This window comes from Acidovorax sp. Root275 (genome assembly GCF_001428965.1).
In the GTDB taxonomy this organism is placed as follows: Bacteria; Pseudomonadota; Gammaproteobacteria; order Burkholderiales; family Burkholderiaceae_C; genus Acidovorax; species Acidovorax radicis.
The window spans coordinates 34,895-50,657 of sequence record NZ_LMJH01000010.1 but is presented as its reverse complement, the minus strand read 5'-3'; the positions used below and the strand labels follow the sequence as shown (position 1 = coordinate 50,657).

The following is a 15,763-nucleotide window of genomic DNA, read 5'->3' as shown; positions in this document are numbered from 1 at the left end:
GTGGGTCGGTGGTCTCTGGGCAAGGTGTCCACCATACCGGCGGGGTGTGACAACCTGGTTACACACTGTTTCGAATGGCTGCTCCATCCTTTTGCTGGGTTGGGGGGTGAGGAGGGCGATCCTGCGGCTTTCTGTGCGTTGGCGCAATCCCCGGGCGGTGCGGCGCTGCCGTGAGGGCGCGGTTTGATCTTGCTCAATGCCCGGCGTGCCGGGGCGCGGCACAGTCCGTTCCATGCTGCCCTCTACCTATTTCTCACTGCCCGCCGAAACCGAGGTCCTTGCCGCCGGTGAAGTGCTGCGCAGGCGCAACGAGGTGCTGACATCCGTGCTGCACCTGGAAAGTGGCCGCGTGCTGCGCGGTGTGCTGGACGATGGCTACCTGCGCCACCAATTGGGGGCCGTGGAAGGGCCGTTCTGGCTGGACGCCGCGTCGGCCCTGATGGGCATGCCGCTGCCGGTGGACATGGTGGCCGACACCCGCGTGCAGGTGCGTCGCCTGCCGATTGAGGAGTTTCGCCGCAGCCTCGCAGAAATGCCGGCGGGTGCCCGGGGCCTGTTGCTCGACATGGCGCAGGGTTACCGCCAGCAGTCCGAGCTGGCGGTGAGCCGCCTTGCGCAAGATGCCGAATCGCGCTGCGCGCAGTGGCTTCTCAAACATGCCGAGCCCGACCACAGCGGCACCATGCAGGTCACGCTGCACCAGCGCAAGCGCCTGATTGCGGCGCAACTCGGCATCGCCCCCGAGACCTTCTCGCGCGTGCTGCGCCATCTGCGGGAGCTGGGCCTCATCCACGGGACGGGCAACGTCCTGAACCTGCCCCAGCCCCGGGCGCTGCAGTCCATGGCCGGTTGCTGAACTGAACCCAGCGTGGATGGCTTCGGCGCCGCGCGAAAAATAGCGCGCACCGCCCTCGCTACTGGCGCGCTGCCCGCCAGCGCACCCGTGGAACTGGCTTTGCCAGGCCACTGGGTGCGTCCCCCTCCGGGAGAAGCCGCGCAGCGGCTCAGGGGGGCGTCCTTGTCAGGGTTTGTCCTTGGGTTTCACTGAGGGTTCCACCCAAGCCCCGGGCTGCAGGGGCTGCGTATATTTGTTGGGACCTGTCCGGTTTGACCTGTCCCCATGCCCAACGCCACCTTACTGCGCCCGCTTGGCGCCCCCCGCGCGGAGTGTCCATGACGCCCCCGACCCACCCCGTGCCGCCACAGGACGCACCGGGCTGGTGGATGCCTGGGGCGTTGGTGCTGCGGCTGGTGCTGGTGGCGGTGCTGGCCGTGGGGTTGTCCGGGGCGGTGTCGGCGTGGTTGGTCACGCGCGCTTCGGGGCAGGAGGCCATGCGGCGCGTCGTCAGCCAGCAGACGGATGAGGTGGAGGTTGTCGCCCGCCTGCTCGCCAGCAAGATCGAACAGAGCCAGAAGGTGCTGCGCACCGTGGCCGCTGGCATCACGCCGGGCATGCTCGAATCTCCCTCCACCCTGGAATGGCTGCTGCAGCAGGGCCTGCCCGCCGTGCAATTCTTTGATGCGATGCAGGTGGCCCGCGACAACGGCGAACTGCGGTTGAACCTGCGGGGGGGGCGACTGGACAAGGCCTCCAACCTGGACCCGGCCGAGCGCGATGCGTTGCGCCGCACCCTCATCGACGGCAAGCCGCTTGTGTCCGAACTGATCGCAGGGCGCACCAGCGATGCACGTGTGATGTTCACCATGCCACTGCACCGCGAAGATGGCACCGTGCTGGGCGTGGTGGCCGGTGCGTTGCGCCTGCAGTCGCAGGGGCTGCTGCCGCCGTCCATGACGCTGCCGGCGCGCGATGATTCGCGGCTCCTCGTTTTCACGCGCGACGGCACCATCCTGTCGCATTCGGACCCGGCACGCATCATGGGCAAGGTGAGCGATGAGGCAGGGCTTGCGCCCGTTTACAGCCGCTGGCTGGACCAGGCACAGCCCGTGGTGGGGCGGGGGACGACCCATCTGGAAGCCCAGCACATCGTCAGCATGGCGGGCATGCCGCTGCCGCAGTGGATCGTGGCGCGGGTCAGCCCCTCGCAGGCGCTGCTGGCGCCGCTGCAGGGAGCGCAACGTGAAGCCTGGTGGCTGGCTGCTGCCAGCATGGCGCTGTGCATGCTGCTCGTGGCCGTGCTCATGGCCTGGATGGCGCAGCCGTTGGCACAGCTCACCCACAGTGCCCGCCAGATGCTGCGGCGTGGCGCGCGGCCTGGCCCGCTGCAGGACCACATCGCCTGGCCACGTGCGGGCGGCGAGGTGGGCGAACTGGTGCGCATGTTCCAGGGCATGGTGCAGCAGGGCAGCCTGCAGCAACAGCACAAGGCCACGCTGGATGGGCAGTTCCAGGCCGTGCTGGACAGCGCCTCCGTGGGCATCGTCATCTCGCGCCATGGCATCCTGGAGGTGGTGAGCCGCCAGGCCTGCCTGATGCTGGGCTACACCGAGGGCGAGTTGCAAGGCCACCCCGCCCGCGCCCTGTATGCCAACGATGCCGAATACGACCGCATCGGCGAGCGTGTGCAGGCCGAGTTTGCCGCACATGGCGTCTTCGATGGCGATGTCTGCTTCATGCGCAAGGACGGCTCGCCCGTGTGGGCCCGTGTGCAGGGCCGTGGCGTCCGGCGCGACGAGATGGAGGGCGGCACCGTCTGGATCCTGGAGGACATCACCGCAGCGCGCGAGGCGCAGATGCAGCAGGCGTGGGAGCGCACGCACGACGCACTGACGCGGCTCTACAACCGCAATGCCTTTGACGAGCGCCTGGGCCTGCTGCTGGCCGAACGCTCGGCGCGCCCGCGCGCGCTGGATGCACAGAGCAGCGAAATTGCCGGGGACGGCGTGGTGCTGTTTCTGGACCTGGACCATTTCACCGTGGTCAATGACATCGCCGGCCATGACGCCGGCGACGACGTGCTGCGCCATGTGGCCCGCTTGCTCGAATCCCAGGTGCGCCAGATCGGCTGGGCCGCGCGGCTGGGCGGCGACGAGTTTGCGGTGGTGCTGCCCGGCTGTGCGCTGGCACGCGGCCAGGCCGTGGCCGAGCAATTGCGCGCGTCGGTCCAGGCCTGGGAGCCGTCGTACCAGGGGCGCAGCTTCACGCTGGGGGTGAGCATCGGGCTTGTGGTGCTCGATGCGAGTCTGCAGGACGTGCCCTCGGTGCTGTATGCGGCCGACATGGCGTGCTACGACGCCAAGCGCGCGGGGCGCAACCGGGTGGAGACACGCCATGCGAGCCAGGCCACGGCTTCAGGGCGCATGGCGCTGGGGCCTGCTTGAGGAGTTTTTGCCGCTGGCGCTTGTTGGATATGCGTTGGTAGCTATTGTTTTTGTAGTGAATGGCGTGCCTGGCGGGATGGCGGGCGCTGGGGCAAATCCCAGGCTCCGTCACTTCAGCCAGAGACTTTGGTTGCTACAAAAAATATAGCTAATGGCGCTTTCCCAATAAGCGACAGGGCCTGAAAGGGCTCAATTTTCCAAACGGCCCAAGGCCTTCAGCACATTCTCCGCAGTCGCCGGCGCCGTCAACACCACCGGCGCCGCCGCATCCGCACCCAAGCGCCCCGCCGCCACGGCATTGCGCAGGGCCTCATACACGCTGATCGCCAACATGAACGGTGGTTCGCCCACCGCCTTGCTGCCGCCCACGTTGTCCTCCCGGTTGGCCTCGGGCCACAGTTCCACCTTGAAGTGTTGGGGGATGTCCCCCGTCGCCGGGATCTTGTAGGTGCTCGGTGCGTGCGTGGTCAGGGTGCCCTTTTCGTTCCACACCAGCTGCTCGGTGGTCAGCCAGCCCATGCCTTGGATAAAACCGCCTTCGATCTGACCGATGTCGATGGCCGGGTTGATGCTGTGGCCCACGTCGTGCAGGATGTCCACCTTCAGCACGCGGCTTTCGCCGGTGAGGGTGTCGATGACCACCTCGGAACACGCCGCACCATAGGCAAAGTAGTAAAACGGCCGGCCCGTGAGCGTGGCCTTGTCGTAGTGGATCTTGGGCGTGCGGTAGAAGCCGTCGCTCCACAGCTGGATGCGGTTGGCGTACGCCTCTTTCACCACATCGTCGAACTGCCGCACTTTTTTGGGCGAGATCACCTGTCCGCCCGCGAACTGGATCGCACCCGCGCCGCAGCCATCGAGCCCGCAGACATAGGCCGCCAGGTTGTCGCGCACATGGCGCGCGGCGAACTGCGCGGCACGGCCGTTCAGGTCGGTGCCGCTCGATGCGGCGGTGGCGCTGGCATTGGGCACCTTGCTGGTGTCGCTGGCGGTGACGAGCACGCGGGAGAGCGGCACGCCCAGCTCGTCGGCCACGATCTGTGCCACCTTGGTGTGCAGGCCCTGGCCCATTTCGGTGCCGCCGTGGTTCACCTGCACGCTGCCGTCGGTGTACACATGCACCAGCGCGCCGGCCTGGTTGAACAGCGTGGCGGTGAAGCTGATGCCGAACTTGACAGGCGTGATGGCCAGCCCTCGTTTGAGCACGGGCTGCTGCGCGTTCCACGCGGTGATTCGGGCCTGGCGCTGGCGGTAGTCGGCGTTGCGTTCCAGCTGGGGCATCAGTGCGTGCAGGATGTTGTCCTCCACCGTCATCTGGTAGTGCGTCACATTGCGGCCGTCGGATGCGTCCTTGCCGTACAGGTTGACCATGCGCACGTCCTGCGCATCCCGGCCCAGCGCGCGGGCGATGTCGCCCAGGATGGCCTCGATCACGATCACGCCCTGTGGCCCGCCAAATCCCCGGAACGCGGTGTGGCTCTGCGTGTTGGTCTTGCAGCGGTACGAGGCGATTTCCACATCGCTGAGGTAGTAGGCGTTGTCGCTGTGGAACACGGCGCGGTCGGCCACGGGGCCCGACAGATCCGCGCTGAAGCCGCAGTTGGCCGCCATCTGGAGCTTGAGGCCCGTGATGCGGCCGGTGTCGTCAAAACCCACGTCGTACTCGTACGCGAAGGGATGGCGTTTGCCGGTGACCATGAAGTCTTCATCGCGGTCCAGCCGCAGCTTGACGGCGCGGCCGAACTTGTGGGCGGCCACGGCGGCCCACACGGCCAGGTGGCCGGCCTGGGTCTCCTTGCCGCCAAAGCCGCCGCCCATGCGCCGGCATTCCACACGCACGGCGTGGTTGTCCAGCCCCAAGGCGTGCGCCACCCAGTGCTGCACTTCGCCGGGGTGCTGGGTGCTGGAATAGATCCACCACTGCTTTTGCTCCAGCGGCAGTGCGTAGGCGATCTGGCCTTCCAGATAGAAGTGTTCTTGCCCGCCCACCTCGAACGCGCCCTGCAGGCGGTGCGCCGATTGGGCAAGGCCCGTGGCGGCGTCGCCCCGGCGCACGAACACGGGGGGCAGCACGTAGCTCTTGGCCTTCAGCGCGTCGTGCACAGAGAGCACTGCGGGCAGTGGGGTGATGTCGAGCTGCACGGCGCGCACGGCGCGGCGCGCCTGCATCACCGAATCGGCCACCACCAGGCCGATGACCTGTCCGATGTGCTGCACGGTGTCGTGCGCAAACACGGGCTCGTCGTGCGCAAAGGCGGCCAGCAGCTTGTCGCCGGGCACGTCTGCCGCCAGCACAACGCCGCGCACGCCGGGCAGGGCCAGGGCGGCACTGGCATCGACGCCGTTCAAGGTGCCGTGGGCCACGGTGGAGAGGATGGGCGCGGCGTACAACGTGCCCTTCACCTCCGGCAGGTCGTCGATGTAGTGGGCCGCACCGGCTACCTGTGCGCGGGCGCTTTCGTGGACGTGCGACTGGCCCATGGCGCGGGTGCTGGCAGGCGCGCTGGGCTGCGGGGCTGCCAGGGGTTCGGCAGCGTGGGCATCGGCGGCAGCAGCCACGGGGCTGTCCACGGCATCGCGGCTCACGGGCAGGCCGCTGGGCAAGGTTTCGCGCTGGTTCATACGGCTTCCTCCAGGCGGAAGTTCTCTACGCTCACCGCCTCTTCGCCCTGGCTCTCCAGCCAGAAGCGCTGCAACAGACTGGCCAGCACCGTGCGGCGGTAGGCACCGCTGGCACGCATGTCCGAGATGGGGTTGAACTCGCCCTGCAGCGCTTGCGCGGCGCGGGCAATGGTGTCGGCGTTCCACGGCTGGCCGGCCAGCGCGGCTTCGGTCTGGCGCGCGCGGGCCGGGGTGGCGGCCACGCCGCCCGCGCCGATACTGGCGCGGCGCACCACGTCGGCTTCGATATCGAGGTTGATGACAAGGCAGACGGCAGAAATATCGTCGTCGAAGCGCTTGGAAATCTTGTAAGCCCGAAGCACTTCCGTGACACCCGGCCGCGGCACCACGATGCGCACCAGCAGCTCGTCGGGCGCCATCACGTTTTGCCGGTAGCCGGTGTACAGGTCTTCCAGCGCCATGGCGCGTTCGCCGCGCACGCTGGCCAGCACCACCTGGGCGCGCAGGGCGATCAAGAGCGGCATCGAGTCGCCAATCGGTGAGCCGTTGGCCACGTTGCCGCCCAGCGTGCCCGAGTTGCGCACGGGCAGGCCCGCAAAGCGCGTGGCAAAGGTGTGCAGCTGCGGCCACTGCGCCGTCAGCGCCGCGAAGGCGTCGGTCAGGGTGACGGCGGCGCCGAGGGTGATATGGTGCGCGTCCTGCTGAACCTGCCGCAGCTCGGCCACGCGGGTCACGTCCAGGATGCTTTCGTATTGCTTGTGCTGCTTGGTCACCCACAGGCCCACGTCGGTGCAACCTGCCACCACCTGCGCCGCAGGGTGTGCCGCCCGCGCGGCCAGCAGATCAGGCAGTGTGGTGGGTGAAATATAAGAAGAATTGGCCTCTGGCGCTGGATGGTGAAGCGCGAGCAGCTCCAATTTTTGTAGCAAAAGAGGTTCATTCACCACCATCGCGGGCAAGGCGGCCATGTGCTGCGCGGCGTCCAGGATGGGGCGGTAGCCAGTGCAGCGGCACAGGTTGCCGGAGAGTTCTTCCTGCGCCAGTTCGCGGGTGATGGGTTGGCCGTGGCAGACATGCTTCTGGTACATCCCAAAGAGACTCATCACAAAACCGGGGGTGCAAAAACCGCATTGAGAACCGTGGCACTGAACCATCGCCTCTTGTGCGGGATGCAGTGTGATGGGTGGACGAGGAGCCGGAGCGGCATCGCCCACGGGCTGGATCAACGGGTCTTCCGCCAGGTCCTCCACCGTCCACAGCGCCATGCCGTGGACCGAATGTGCCAGCCGGATGCAGCTGTTCACCGCGCTGTAGTGCACCTTGCCGTCCCGCGCCTCGCCCAGCACCACGGTGCAGGCGCCGCAGTCGCCTTCGCCGCAGCCTTCCTTGGTGCCGGTGTGGCCCAGGTCTTCGCGTAGCACCTCCAGCAGCGTGCGGTCGGGTGGTACATTGCCCAGCGCCACGGGCTGGCCGCGGCGCAGGAATTGCAAGGTTTGGGTGGTCATGACGGAGGCCGCTTCTTCGATTGCTATCAATTCATGAGGACTTACGCACATCGGGATGCAACGGCCGCATTGCCTTGGAGCGATGCGGCTTGCCTGAGCCCTGTTTTGCGCAAGTCGTGTTCATCAGAGGGTAGGGCGCCCAATGGCCGCCAGCATAAGTACAAGCTTATGACATCAATGCACGCACTGCTATGAGAGACCACGCCCTTTTCGACAAGATAGACCTCCATCTCATAAGGGTCTTGCACACCGTGCTCACTGAACGCAGCGTATCGAGGGCCGCCGTCCGCCTGGGCATGCACCAGCCGGCGGTGTCGGCTGCGCTCAAGCGCCTGCGCGACCTGGCGGGCGACCCGCTGCTGGTGCGCTCCGGCGCCAGCATGATGCCCACCGATGCCGCGCTGCGCATGGTGGAGCCCGCCGGTGCCATCCTGCGATCGGCCGAGGCGCTGTTCTCGGATGCGCGCGGGTTCGACCCCCGCACCTCTACCCGCACCTTCCGCGTGGCCGCCAGCGACTATCTGGACCCGCTCTTCCTGCCCCAGCTGGTGGCCCGCCTCAAGGTCGAGGCTCCTTTGTGCCCGATCGAAATCCTGCCCCTGTCGGCCGACACGCACTACCACGCGCACCTGGCGCAGGGCGAGGTGGATGTGGTCATCGGCAACTGGCCCCAGCCGCCGGACGACCTGCACATGGGCCGCCTGTTTGGCGACGAGGTGGTGTGCCTGGTCGGCAAGGACCACCCCGCCGTGCGGCGCGGCTGGGACGTGGAAAGCTGGCTGGCGGCCGAGCACATTGCCCCCACGCCCACCCACCCCGGCGCTCGCGGGGTGATCGACGCCCACCTGGACAGCCTGGGCATGCAGCGCCACATCACGGCGCGCTGCGCCCATTTCAGCCTCATCCCCAGCATCGTGGCATCGAGCTTGCTTGTGCTGACCACGGGCCGCCAATATTGCGAACGTTATGTAGACCAATTGCCGCTGGCCATCCTGCCGTGCCCGGTGCCGTTTCCCCGGCTCATGTACTACCAGCTCTGGCATGCGCGCACGCACCACTCGGCCGCCGCGGCCTGGCTGCGTGACTGTGTGAAGAATGTGGCTGCTTCGCTACGAAAAGAATAGCTGCTGGCGCATGCTGAACAAGCGCAAGAAGGTGTTTTCATTCTTATAACAAGTTGTAAAACTGAGAGACAATCCCCGCATGAGTTCACCTCCTACTTCTCCCGCTCCGGGGGCGCCGCCGCCCCGGTTGCAGCTGACGGGCATTACCAAGCGCTACCCGGCCGTGGTGGCCAACAGCGGTGTGTCGCTCACGGTGCTGCCCGGCGAGATCCATGCCGTGCTGGGCGAGAACGGCGCGGGCAAGTCCACGCTGATGAAGATCATCTACGGCTCGGTCAAGCCCGACGAAGGCAGCGTGTTCTTCAACGGCCAGGCCGTGCAGGTGCGCAACCCGCAAGAGGCGCGGGCCTTGGGCATCGCCATGGTGTTCCAGCACTTCAGCCTGTTCGACACGCTCACGGTGGCCGAGAACGTGTGGCTGGGGCTGGACAAGAGCCTGACGCTGGCCGAAGTGACCGGCCGCATCACCGCCAAGGCCGCCGAATACGGCCTTGACATCGACCCCCTGCGCCCCGTGCACACGCTGAGCGTGGGCGAAATGCAGCGTGTGGAAATCATCCGCGCGCTGCTCACCAACCCCAAGGTGCTGATCCTGGACGAGCCCACGTCGGTGCTCACGCCCCAGGCGGTCGAAAAGCTTTTTGTGGTGTTGCGCAAGCTGGCCAGCGAGGGCTGCAGCATTCTCTACATCAGCCACAAGCTGCACGAGATCCGCGCGCTGTGCACCGCCTGCACCGTCCTGCGCGGCGGCAAGGTGACGGGTGTGTGCAACCCGGCGGAAGAATCGAATGCGTCCTTGTCGCGCCTGATGATCGGCGCCGAGCCGCCCGCGCTGGAGCACCGTGCCGTACAGACTGGCGCCACGGTGCTGCGCGTGCAGGGCCTGTCGCTGCCGCGCGCCGACCAGTTTGGGGTGGACTTGATCGACCTGCAGTTCGAGGTGAAGGCGGGCGAAGTAGTGGGCATTGCCGGTGTCTCGGGCAATGGCCAGAAAGAATTGCTCTATGCCCTGTCGGGCGAAGATCAGCGGGCCGAGCCCGCCAGCATCCAGGTCTCGGGCCAGAACGCAGGCCGCATGGCACCCAACCAGCGCCGGGCGCTGGGCTTGCATTTTGTGCCCGAAGAGCGCCTGGGGCGCGGTGCCGTGCCCACCATGGGCCTGGCGCACAACCTGCTGCTCACGCGCACCAATTCGGTCAGCGGCAGTGGCTGGATCAAGGTGGGGGCGTTGCAAAAACATGCCGAGGCCATCATCCAGCGCTTCAACGTCAAGGCCGGTGGCCCCCATGCAGCGGCCAAGTCGCTGTCGGGGGGCAACCTGCAAAAGTTCATCGTGGGGCGCGAGATCGACGCCAACCCGAAACTGCTCATCGTCTCGCAACCCACCTGGGGCGTGGACGTGGGCGCTGCCGCGCAGATTCGCGGATCGATCCTGGCATTGCGCGATGCGGGCTGCGCGGTGCTGGTGGTCAGTGAGGAGCTGGACGAATTGTTTGAAATCTGCGACCGGCTGCATGTGGTGGCCAAGGGGCGCCTGTCGCCGCAGGTGGCACGCGCGGACGCCACGGTGGAACGCATAGGCGAATGGATGAGCGGCCTGTGGCATGCCGATGTGCAGGCCCACCTGGCCCAGCAGCATCAACAACAGGCGCAGGCCGGGGAGGCGCAGCATGCTTAAGCTGGAACCCCGTCCCCAGGCTTCTGGCTGGTGGACCTATGGCTCGCCGCTGCTGGCGCTGGCGGTCACCGTGCTGATTGGTGTGGCCTTGTTCGTGGCGCTGGGCAAGGACCCGGTGCGCGGGCTGCAGGTGTTCTTTTGGGAGCCGGTCAGGACGCCGTATGCCATCGGTGAACTCATGGTCAAGGCCACGCCGCTGCTACTCATTGCACTGGGGCTGGCGGTCTGTTTTCGCTCCAATGTGTGGAACATCGGCGCAGAGGGCCAGTTTGTCATCGGCGCGGTCACCGCGGGGGGCATGGCCCTGTTGGCCGACAAGACCACCGGCCCCTGGATCGTGCCCGCCATCCTGCTCGCCGGCGTGCTGGGCGGCATGGTCTGGGCAGGGCTCACGGCGCTGCTGCGCGACAAGTTCAACGCCAATGAAATCCTGGTGAGCCTGATGCTGGTCTACGTGGCCACACTGGTGCTGGGCTACCTGGTCTACGGCCCGTGGAAAGACCCCATGGGCTACAACTTTCCCCAGACCAAGACCTTCGAAAAAGTGACCCAGATCCCGCGCCTGATGCAGGGCTCGCGGGTGTCCATCGGCCTTTTGCTGGCGTTGGCTGGCGCGGCGGCGCTGTGGGTGTTTCTGTTTCGCACCCGTGCGGGCTTTGCCCAGCAGGTGGGTGGCCTGGCCCCGGCGGCGGCGCGGTATGCCGGTTTCTCGTCGCGCAAGGCGTTGTGGACGGCACTGCTGATATCCGGTGGCGCGGCAGGCCTGGCAGGCGCACTGGAGGTGGCAGGGCCGATTGGCCAGCTCACGCCCTACGTGCCGGCAGGCTACGGCTTTGCAGCCATCATCGTCGCCTTTGTGGGGCGGTTGCACCCGGTGGGCATGATTCTTTCGGCCATCCTCATGAGCATGTTCTACATCGGTGGCGAGCTGGCGCAGTCGCGCATGGGGTTGCCCAAGTCGCTCACGGGCGTGTTCCAGGGGCTGCTGCTGTTCACGCTGCTGGCGTGCGACACGTTGATTGCCTACCGCGTGCGCTGGGTCGGCAGCAAGAAAGGAGGTGTCTGATGGAGTCTTATGCACTGCTCATCGGCGCCACGCTCAGCGCAGGCACCGTGTTGGCCATTGCGGCCCTGGGCCTCCTGATCAATGAGAAGGCCGGCATCGTCAACCTCGGTGCCGAGGGCATGATGCTTTGCGCGGCCATTGCGGGTTTCGCCACCGTGGTGCACACCGGCAACACCTGGCTCGGGTTTGCGGCGGGCATGGCAGCCGGGGCGATTCTTGCCGCCATCTTTGGCGTGCTCGTGATCTGGCTCAACACCAACCAGTACGCCACGGGGCTGGCGCTCAGCCTGTTCGGGGTGGGCTTTTCGGCGTTTGCAGGCATCAGCTATGTGCAGGCCAAGCTGCCGGAGCTGCCCAAGTACGCGATTCCCGTGCTGGGCGATGTGCCGCTGCTCGGCCCCGCGCTGTTCCAGCAGCATCCTCTGGTGTACATCACCATGCTGCTGGTGGCGGGGCTGATCTGGTTCCTGTACCGCTCACGCGCCGGTCTCGTGCTGCGTTCGGTGGGCGAGTCGCCCGAATCGGCCCATGCGCTGGGCTACCCGGTGCGGCGCATCCGGCTGGCGGCCGTGGTGGTGGGCGGTGCCTTGTGCGGGCTGGCGGGGGCGTACATCTCCACCGTCTACACCCCGCTGTGGGTCGAAGGCATGGTGGCCGGGCGCGGCTGGATTGCGCTGGCGCTCACCACCTTTGCTACCTGGCGCCCGGCACGGGTGTTGCTTGGTGCCTACCTGTTTGGCGGCGTGACCATGCTGCAGTTCCACTTGCAGGCCACGGGCGTGCAGGTGGCCAGCCAGTTGCTGAGCATGCTGCCGTATGTGGCCACCATCGTGGTGCTGGCGCTGATCTCGCGCAATCCGGCGTGGATCCGCATCAACATGCCTGCCTCGCTGGGCAAGCCGTTTTATCCGGGCAGCTGAAATGGAAGGCCGCCGCCACAAATGCTGGTTACCCAGCGGTAGATCGCCCCATAATTAATGTTTTCGTCCCGCAACCTTTGCAAGTCTTACCTCTTCAATAAGGAAACCGACATGACTGATCTGCAGAAACGCTCCATGCTCAAGGTGGCAGCGCTGTCCGCCGTGGCCGCAGCCGCCCTCGTGGGCTGTGGCAAGAAGGAAGAACCGGCACCCGCCCCTGCGCCTGCACCGGCCCCCGTGGTGGAAGCCCCGGCGCCCAAGCCCGAGCCACTGAAGATCGCTTTTGCCTATGTCGGCCCCGTGGGTGACGGCGGCTGGTCGTTCGCCCACGACAACGGCCGCAAGGCCATCGAGAAGGAGTTTGGCGACAAGGTCGTGACGAGCTTCGTCGAAAGCGTGCCCGAATCGGCCGACGCCGAGCGCGTGCTGCGCGACCTGGCGGGCCAGGGCAACAAGCTGATCTTCGGCACCACCTTCGGCTACATGGAGTCGATGCTCAAGGTCGCGGAAGACAACAAGGGTGTGAAGTTCGAGCATGCCACCGGCTACAAGACCGCCGAAAACATGCGCACCTATGACAGCCGCACCTACGAAGGCGCCTACATGGCCGGTGTGATCGCCGGTGCCATGACCAAGTCCAACACGCTGGGCGTGGTCGGCTCGGTGCCAATCCCTGAAGTGATCCGCAACATCAACAGCTTCACGCTGGGTGCGCAGTCGGTCAACCCCAAGATCAAGACCAAGGTGGTGTGGGTGAACGAATGGTTCAGCCCACCGAAGGAAACCGAAGCGGCCACCTCGCTGATCAACGGCGGCGCCGACGTGCTGTTCCAGAACACCGACTCCCCCGCCGTGCTGAAGACGGCGCAAGAGAAGGGCAAGCGCGCCTTCGGCTGGGATTCGGACATGACTGCCTACGGCCCCAAGGCCCACCTGGCATCGGCCATCATCAATTGGGGCCCCTACTACGTCAAGGCTACCAAGGATGCACTGGAAGGCAAGTGGGCCACGGGCCAAAGCTGGTGGGGTGTGAAGGAAGGTGCGATTGACATCGTCTCCATCGCCGAAGACGTGCCTGCCGACACCAAGGCCAAGGTCGAGTCCATCAAGAAGGGCCTGGCCGATGGCTCGTTCCAGATCTGGAAGGGCCCCATCGTGGGCCAGGACGGCAAGCCCGTGCTGGAAAAGGACGCAGTGGCCGATGACAAGTTCCTGGGGGGCGTGAACTTCTACGTCAAGGGCGTGGAAGGCAAGATCCCTGGCGGCGACAAGAAGTAAATCAACCAACCGGCCTGCGGGCTGGTTGGACACGGAGAGGGCCGCCTGCGGGTGGCCCTTTTTTCATGGGTGTGCTTTCTTTTTCGAGGAGCCGGAAGATGCTCGAACCGAGCCTGTGGCATCCGGTGGCTTTGGTGGGCGATGTGGCGCAGACACCCGTCGCCGTGCAGTTGCTGGAGCAACCGGTGGTGGTGTGGCGCGATGCTGCGGGCGTGGTGCAGGCATTTGCCGACCAGTGCCCGCACCGGGGTGCCCGGCTGTCGCTGGGCCGCGTGACGCCGGACGGCCGGTTGGAGTGCCCCTACCACGGCTGGCAGTTTGCGGCGGGGGGGCGATGCACCCAGGTGCCCGCATTGCCCACGTTTGTGCCTCCGCCTGCGCATTGCGCTCGGGCTTTTGTGGCCCGTGAGGCCTATGGCCTGGTATGGGTGTGCATGGATGGGGCGGGGACGGCGTTGCCCGCATTTGCGGCCGAAGACGACGCGCGCCTGCGCAAGCTCAACTGCGGACCCTACGACGTGGCGGCCAGTGCACCGCGCATCATCGAGAACTTTCTGGACATGTCGCACTTTGGCTTTGTGCACGAAGGCTGGCTGGGCAGCCGTGAAGCCACCGCCATCGACGACTACCGCGTGGAGCCAACGCCCACGGGCCTGCTGGCCACCGGCTGCAAGGCTTGGCAGCCCCAGTCCAATCTGCATTCGACCGCCCCGGCGCAGGTGGAGTACACCTACGAAGTCACGGCGCCCTATGCGGCTGTGCTGACCAAGGTGCCCGAGGCAGGCACCACGGCGGTGGATGGCTGGCGCGAGTCCATTGCGCTGTTCATCTGTCCGGTGACGCCGGTGCGCAGCCGCGTGTGGTTTCGCCTGGCCGTGGCAGATTTCGATTCGCCCGACGAAAAGCTGCAGGCCTTTCAGCACACCATCTTCACGCAGGACCAACCCGTGCTGGAGTCGCAGATGCCGCAGTGCCTGCCGCTTGACCTGCGCGCGGAGTTGCATACCGCTGCCGACAAGGCATCATCTGCCTACCGCCGTTTTTTGCGCCAAAGCGGCATCACCTTTGGAGTCTGCTGATGTTTAAAGTGCCCCCCATTTCTGCCGAGCGCCTGCCCGGTCTGCTGCGCGCCATGCCCAAGGCCGAGCTGCACATCCATATCGAGGGCTCGCTGGAGCCCGAGCTGATCTTTGCCCTGGCGCAGCGCAACGAGCTGGTGTTGCCCTATGCCAGCGTGGAAGACTTGCGCAGCGCCTACGCGTTCACCAACCTGCAGAGTTTTCTGGACATCTACTACGCCGGTGCCAGCGTGCTGCTGCACGAGCAGGACTTTTATGACATGGCGCGCGCCTACCTGGGGCGCGCGGCGCGCGACAACGTGCTGCACGCCGAGATTTTCTTCGACCCGCAGACCCACACCGCGCGCGGCGTGGCCATGGAGACGGTCATCAACGGCCTGTACCGGGCCTGTGAAGATGCACGCAGGGAACTGGGCATCAGTGCCACGCTGATCCTGTGTTTCCTGCGCCACCTCAGTGAGGAGTCTGCCTTCGAAACTCTGGAGCAGGCACAGCCGCTGCTCGACAAGATCGTTGGCGTGGGGCTGGATTCGAGTGAGTTGGGCCACCCTCCCGAAAAGTTTGCCCGCGTGTTTGCGCGCTGCCGCGAGCTGGGCCTGCATCTGGTGGCGCATGCGGGCGAGGAGGGCCCTCCTGCCTACATCTGGAGCGCGCTGGATGTCCTCAAGGTGGAGCGCATCGACCACGGGGTGCAGGCGGTGCATGACGCCGCCCTGATGCAGCGGCTGGCGCAGGATCGCATCGCGCTCACCGTGTGCCCCTTGTCCAACCAGAAGCTGTGCGTGTTTCCCAATCTGGCAGACCACAATCTGGGCAAGCTGCTGGATGCAGGGCTGGCAGCCACGGTCAACTCGGACGACCCCGCCTACTTTGGCGGCTACCTCAACGAGAACTTCACCCAGGTGTTCGCCGCCACGGGCCTCACTGCGAAGCATGCCTACCAACTGGCGTTCAACAGCTTCGAGGCGAGTTTTGCGGGCAATGCCGACAAGCGGATCTGGGAACACAAGCTCAAGGAAACCTTTGAGCGGTGTGTGGAACACGACTATTGAGCGGGCCGCGCTGCGGCGCTGGCGGTGGGCGACGGGCGCGGTGAGCCCTTAGCCCGGCTACGTTGAGGGTGTTGCTCTTCATGGGTGAGCGCGATGGCTTGGGGCTGCCGTCGCTGCCGGGTTGCCCGAGGTTTCGGGTAAACCCTTAAAATAATAA

At 66.1% G+C, this 15,763-nt stretch carries 11 protein-coding genes; 9 read left to right on the top strand and 2 right to left on the bottom strand.

What is annotated here, in order from left to right; all coding sequences use genetic code 11:
* Positions 1 to 232 precede the first annotated feature (232 nt).
* Both ASE52_RS19640 and ASE52_RS19635 read left to right on the top strand, forming a co-directional pair.
* On the top strand, positions 233 to 856 hold the full coding sequence (locus ASE52_RS19640; RefSeq protein WP_010461669.1) for a Crp/Fnr family transcriptional regulator: 624 nt from the start codon (positions 233 to 235) through the stop codon (positions 854 to 856).
* Positions 857 to 1,173: 317 nt separating this feature from the next.
* Positions 1,174 to 3,282, top strand: coding sequence for a diguanylate cyclase (locus ASE52_RS19635; RefSeq protein ID WP_057228646.1), 2,109 nt, complete (start codon positions 1,174 to 1,176; stop codon positions 3,280 to 3,282).
* 189 nt (positions 3,283 to 3,471) lie between these two features.
* Here ASE52_RS19635 and xdhB read toward each other — a convergent pair whose 3' ends face one another.
* Together xdhB and xdhA are read right to left on the bottom strand one after the other, a co-directional pair.
* Entirely contained in the window at positions 3,472 to 5,904 is a 2,433-nt protein-coding gene (gene xdhB, locus ASE52_RS19630; protein WP_057228644.1) for a xanthine dehydrogenase molybdopterin binding subunit, read from the bottom strand.
* A complete protein-coding gene (gene xdhA / locus ASE52_RS19625) occupies positions 5,901 to 7,409 on the bottom strand; it encodes a xanthine dehydrogenase small subunit (RefSeq protein WP_057228641.1) in 1,509 nt (502 codons plus the stop codon). Before xdhA ends, xdhB begins: the two co-directional genes overlap by 4 nt.
* Positions 7,410 to 7,600: 191 nt before the next feature.
* Between xdhA and ASE52_RS19620 the strand changes: the two genes are divergently transcribed.
* From ASE52_RS19620 to ASE52_RS19590, 7 genes are all read left to right on the top strand, one after another.
* Positions 7,601 to 8,533 (top strand): LysR family transcriptional regulator, encoded by a 933-nt coding sequence (locus ASE52_RS19620; RefSeq protein ID WP_029413848.1) that lies wholly within the window; start codon positions 7,601 to 7,603, stop codon positions 8,531 to 8,533.
* Positions 8,534 to 8,612: 79 nt separating this feature from the next.
* Positions 8,613 to 10,211: an ABC transporter ATP-binding protein gene (locus tag ASE52_RS19615; RefSeq protein WP_057228639.1), complete on the top strand. Its 1,599-nt coding sequence runs from the start codon at positions 8,613 to 8,615 to the stop codon at positions 10,209 to 10,211.
* The gene (locus tag ASE52_RS19610; RefSeq protein ID WP_010461650.1) at positions 10,204 to 11,277 is read left to right on the top strand and encodes an ABC transporter permease; all 1,074 of its coding nucleotides are present in this window, start codon (positions 10,204 to 10,206) and stop codon (positions 11,275 to 11,277) included. The genes ASE52_RS19615 and ASE52_RS19610 overlap by 8 nt, the downstream gene beginning before the upstream one ends.
* Positions 11,277 to 12,197 carry an ABC transporter permease gene (locus ASE52_RS19605; RefSeq protein WP_057228637.1) on the top strand — a complete coding sequence of 307 codons (921 nt, stop codon included), beginning with the start codon at positions 11,277 to 11,279 and terminating at the stop codon, positions 12,195 to 12,197. The genes ASE52_RS19610 and ASE52_RS19605 overlap by 1 nt, the downstream gene beginning before the upstream one ends.
* A gap of 111 nt (positions 12,198 to 12,308) precedes the next feature.
* The gene (locus tag ASE52_RS19600) at positions 12,309 to 13,475 is read left to right on the top strand and encodes a BMP family ABC transporter substrate-binding protein (protein ID WP_010461648.1); all 1,167 of its coding nucleotides are present in this window, start codon (positions 12,309 to 12,311) and stop codon (positions 13,473 to 13,475) included.
* 98 nt (positions 13,476 to 13,573) lie between these two features.
* A complete protein-coding gene (locus tag ASE52_RS19595) occupies positions 13,574 to 14,554 on the top strand; it encodes an aromatic ring-hydroxylating dioxygenase subunit alpha (RefSeq protein ID WP_057228635.1) in 981 nt (326 codons plus the stop codon).
* On the top strand, positions 14,554 to 15,606 hold the full coding sequence (locus ASE52_RS19590; RefSeq protein WP_010461646.1) for an adenosine deaminase: 1,053 nt from the start codon (positions 14,554 to 14,556) through the stop codon (positions 15,604 to 15,606). Before ASE52_RS19595 ends, ASE52_RS19590 begins: the two co-directional genes overlap by 1 nt.
* Positions 15,607 to 15,763: the final 157 nt, after the last annotated feature.

Coding starts and splice junctions, on each gene's coding strand:
- ASE52_RS19595 (WP_057228635.1), top strand. CDS start 13,574: ATGCTCGAACCGAGCCTGTGGCATCCGGTGGCTTTGGTGGGCGATGTG.
- xdhB (WP_057228644.1), bottom strand. CDS start 5,904: ATGAACCAGCGCGAAACCTTGCCCAGCGGCCTGCCCGTGAGCCGCGAT.
- ASE52_RS19605 (WP_057228637.1), top strand. CDS start 11,277: ATGGAGTCTTATGCACTGCTCATCGGCGCCACGCTCAGCGCAGGCACC.
- ASE52_RS19635 (WP_057228646.1), top strand. CDS start 1,174: ATGACGCCCCCGACCCACCCCGTGCCGCCACAGGACGCACCGGGCTGG.
- ASE52_RS19590 (WP_010461646.1), top strand. CDS start 14,554: ATGTTTAAAGTGCCCCCCATTTCTGCCGAGCGCCTGCCCGGTCTGCTG.
- ASE52_RS19615 (WP_057228639.1), top strand. CDS start 8,613: ATGAGTTCACCTCCTACTTCTCCCGCTCCGGGGGCGCCGCCGCCCCGG.
- ASE52_RS19620 (WP_029413848.1), top strand. CDS start 7,601: ATGAGAGACCACGCCCTTTTCGACAAGATAGACCTCCATCTCATAAGG.
- xdhA (WP_057228641.1), bottom strand. CDS start 7,409: ATGACCACCCAAACCTTGCAATTCCTGCGCCGCGGCCAGCCCGTGGCG.
- ASE52_RS19640 (WP_010461669.1), top strand. CDS start 233: ATGCTGCCCTCTACCTATTTCTCACTGCCCGCCGAAACCGAGGTCCTT.
- ASE52_RS19600 (WP_010461648.1), top strand. CDS start 12,309: ATGACTGATCTGCAGAAACGCTCCATGCTCAAGGTGGCAGCGCTGTCC.
- ASE52_RS19610 (WP_010461650.1), top strand. CDS start 10,204: ATGCTTAAGCTGGAACCCCGTCCCCAGGCTTCTGGCTGGTGGACCTAT.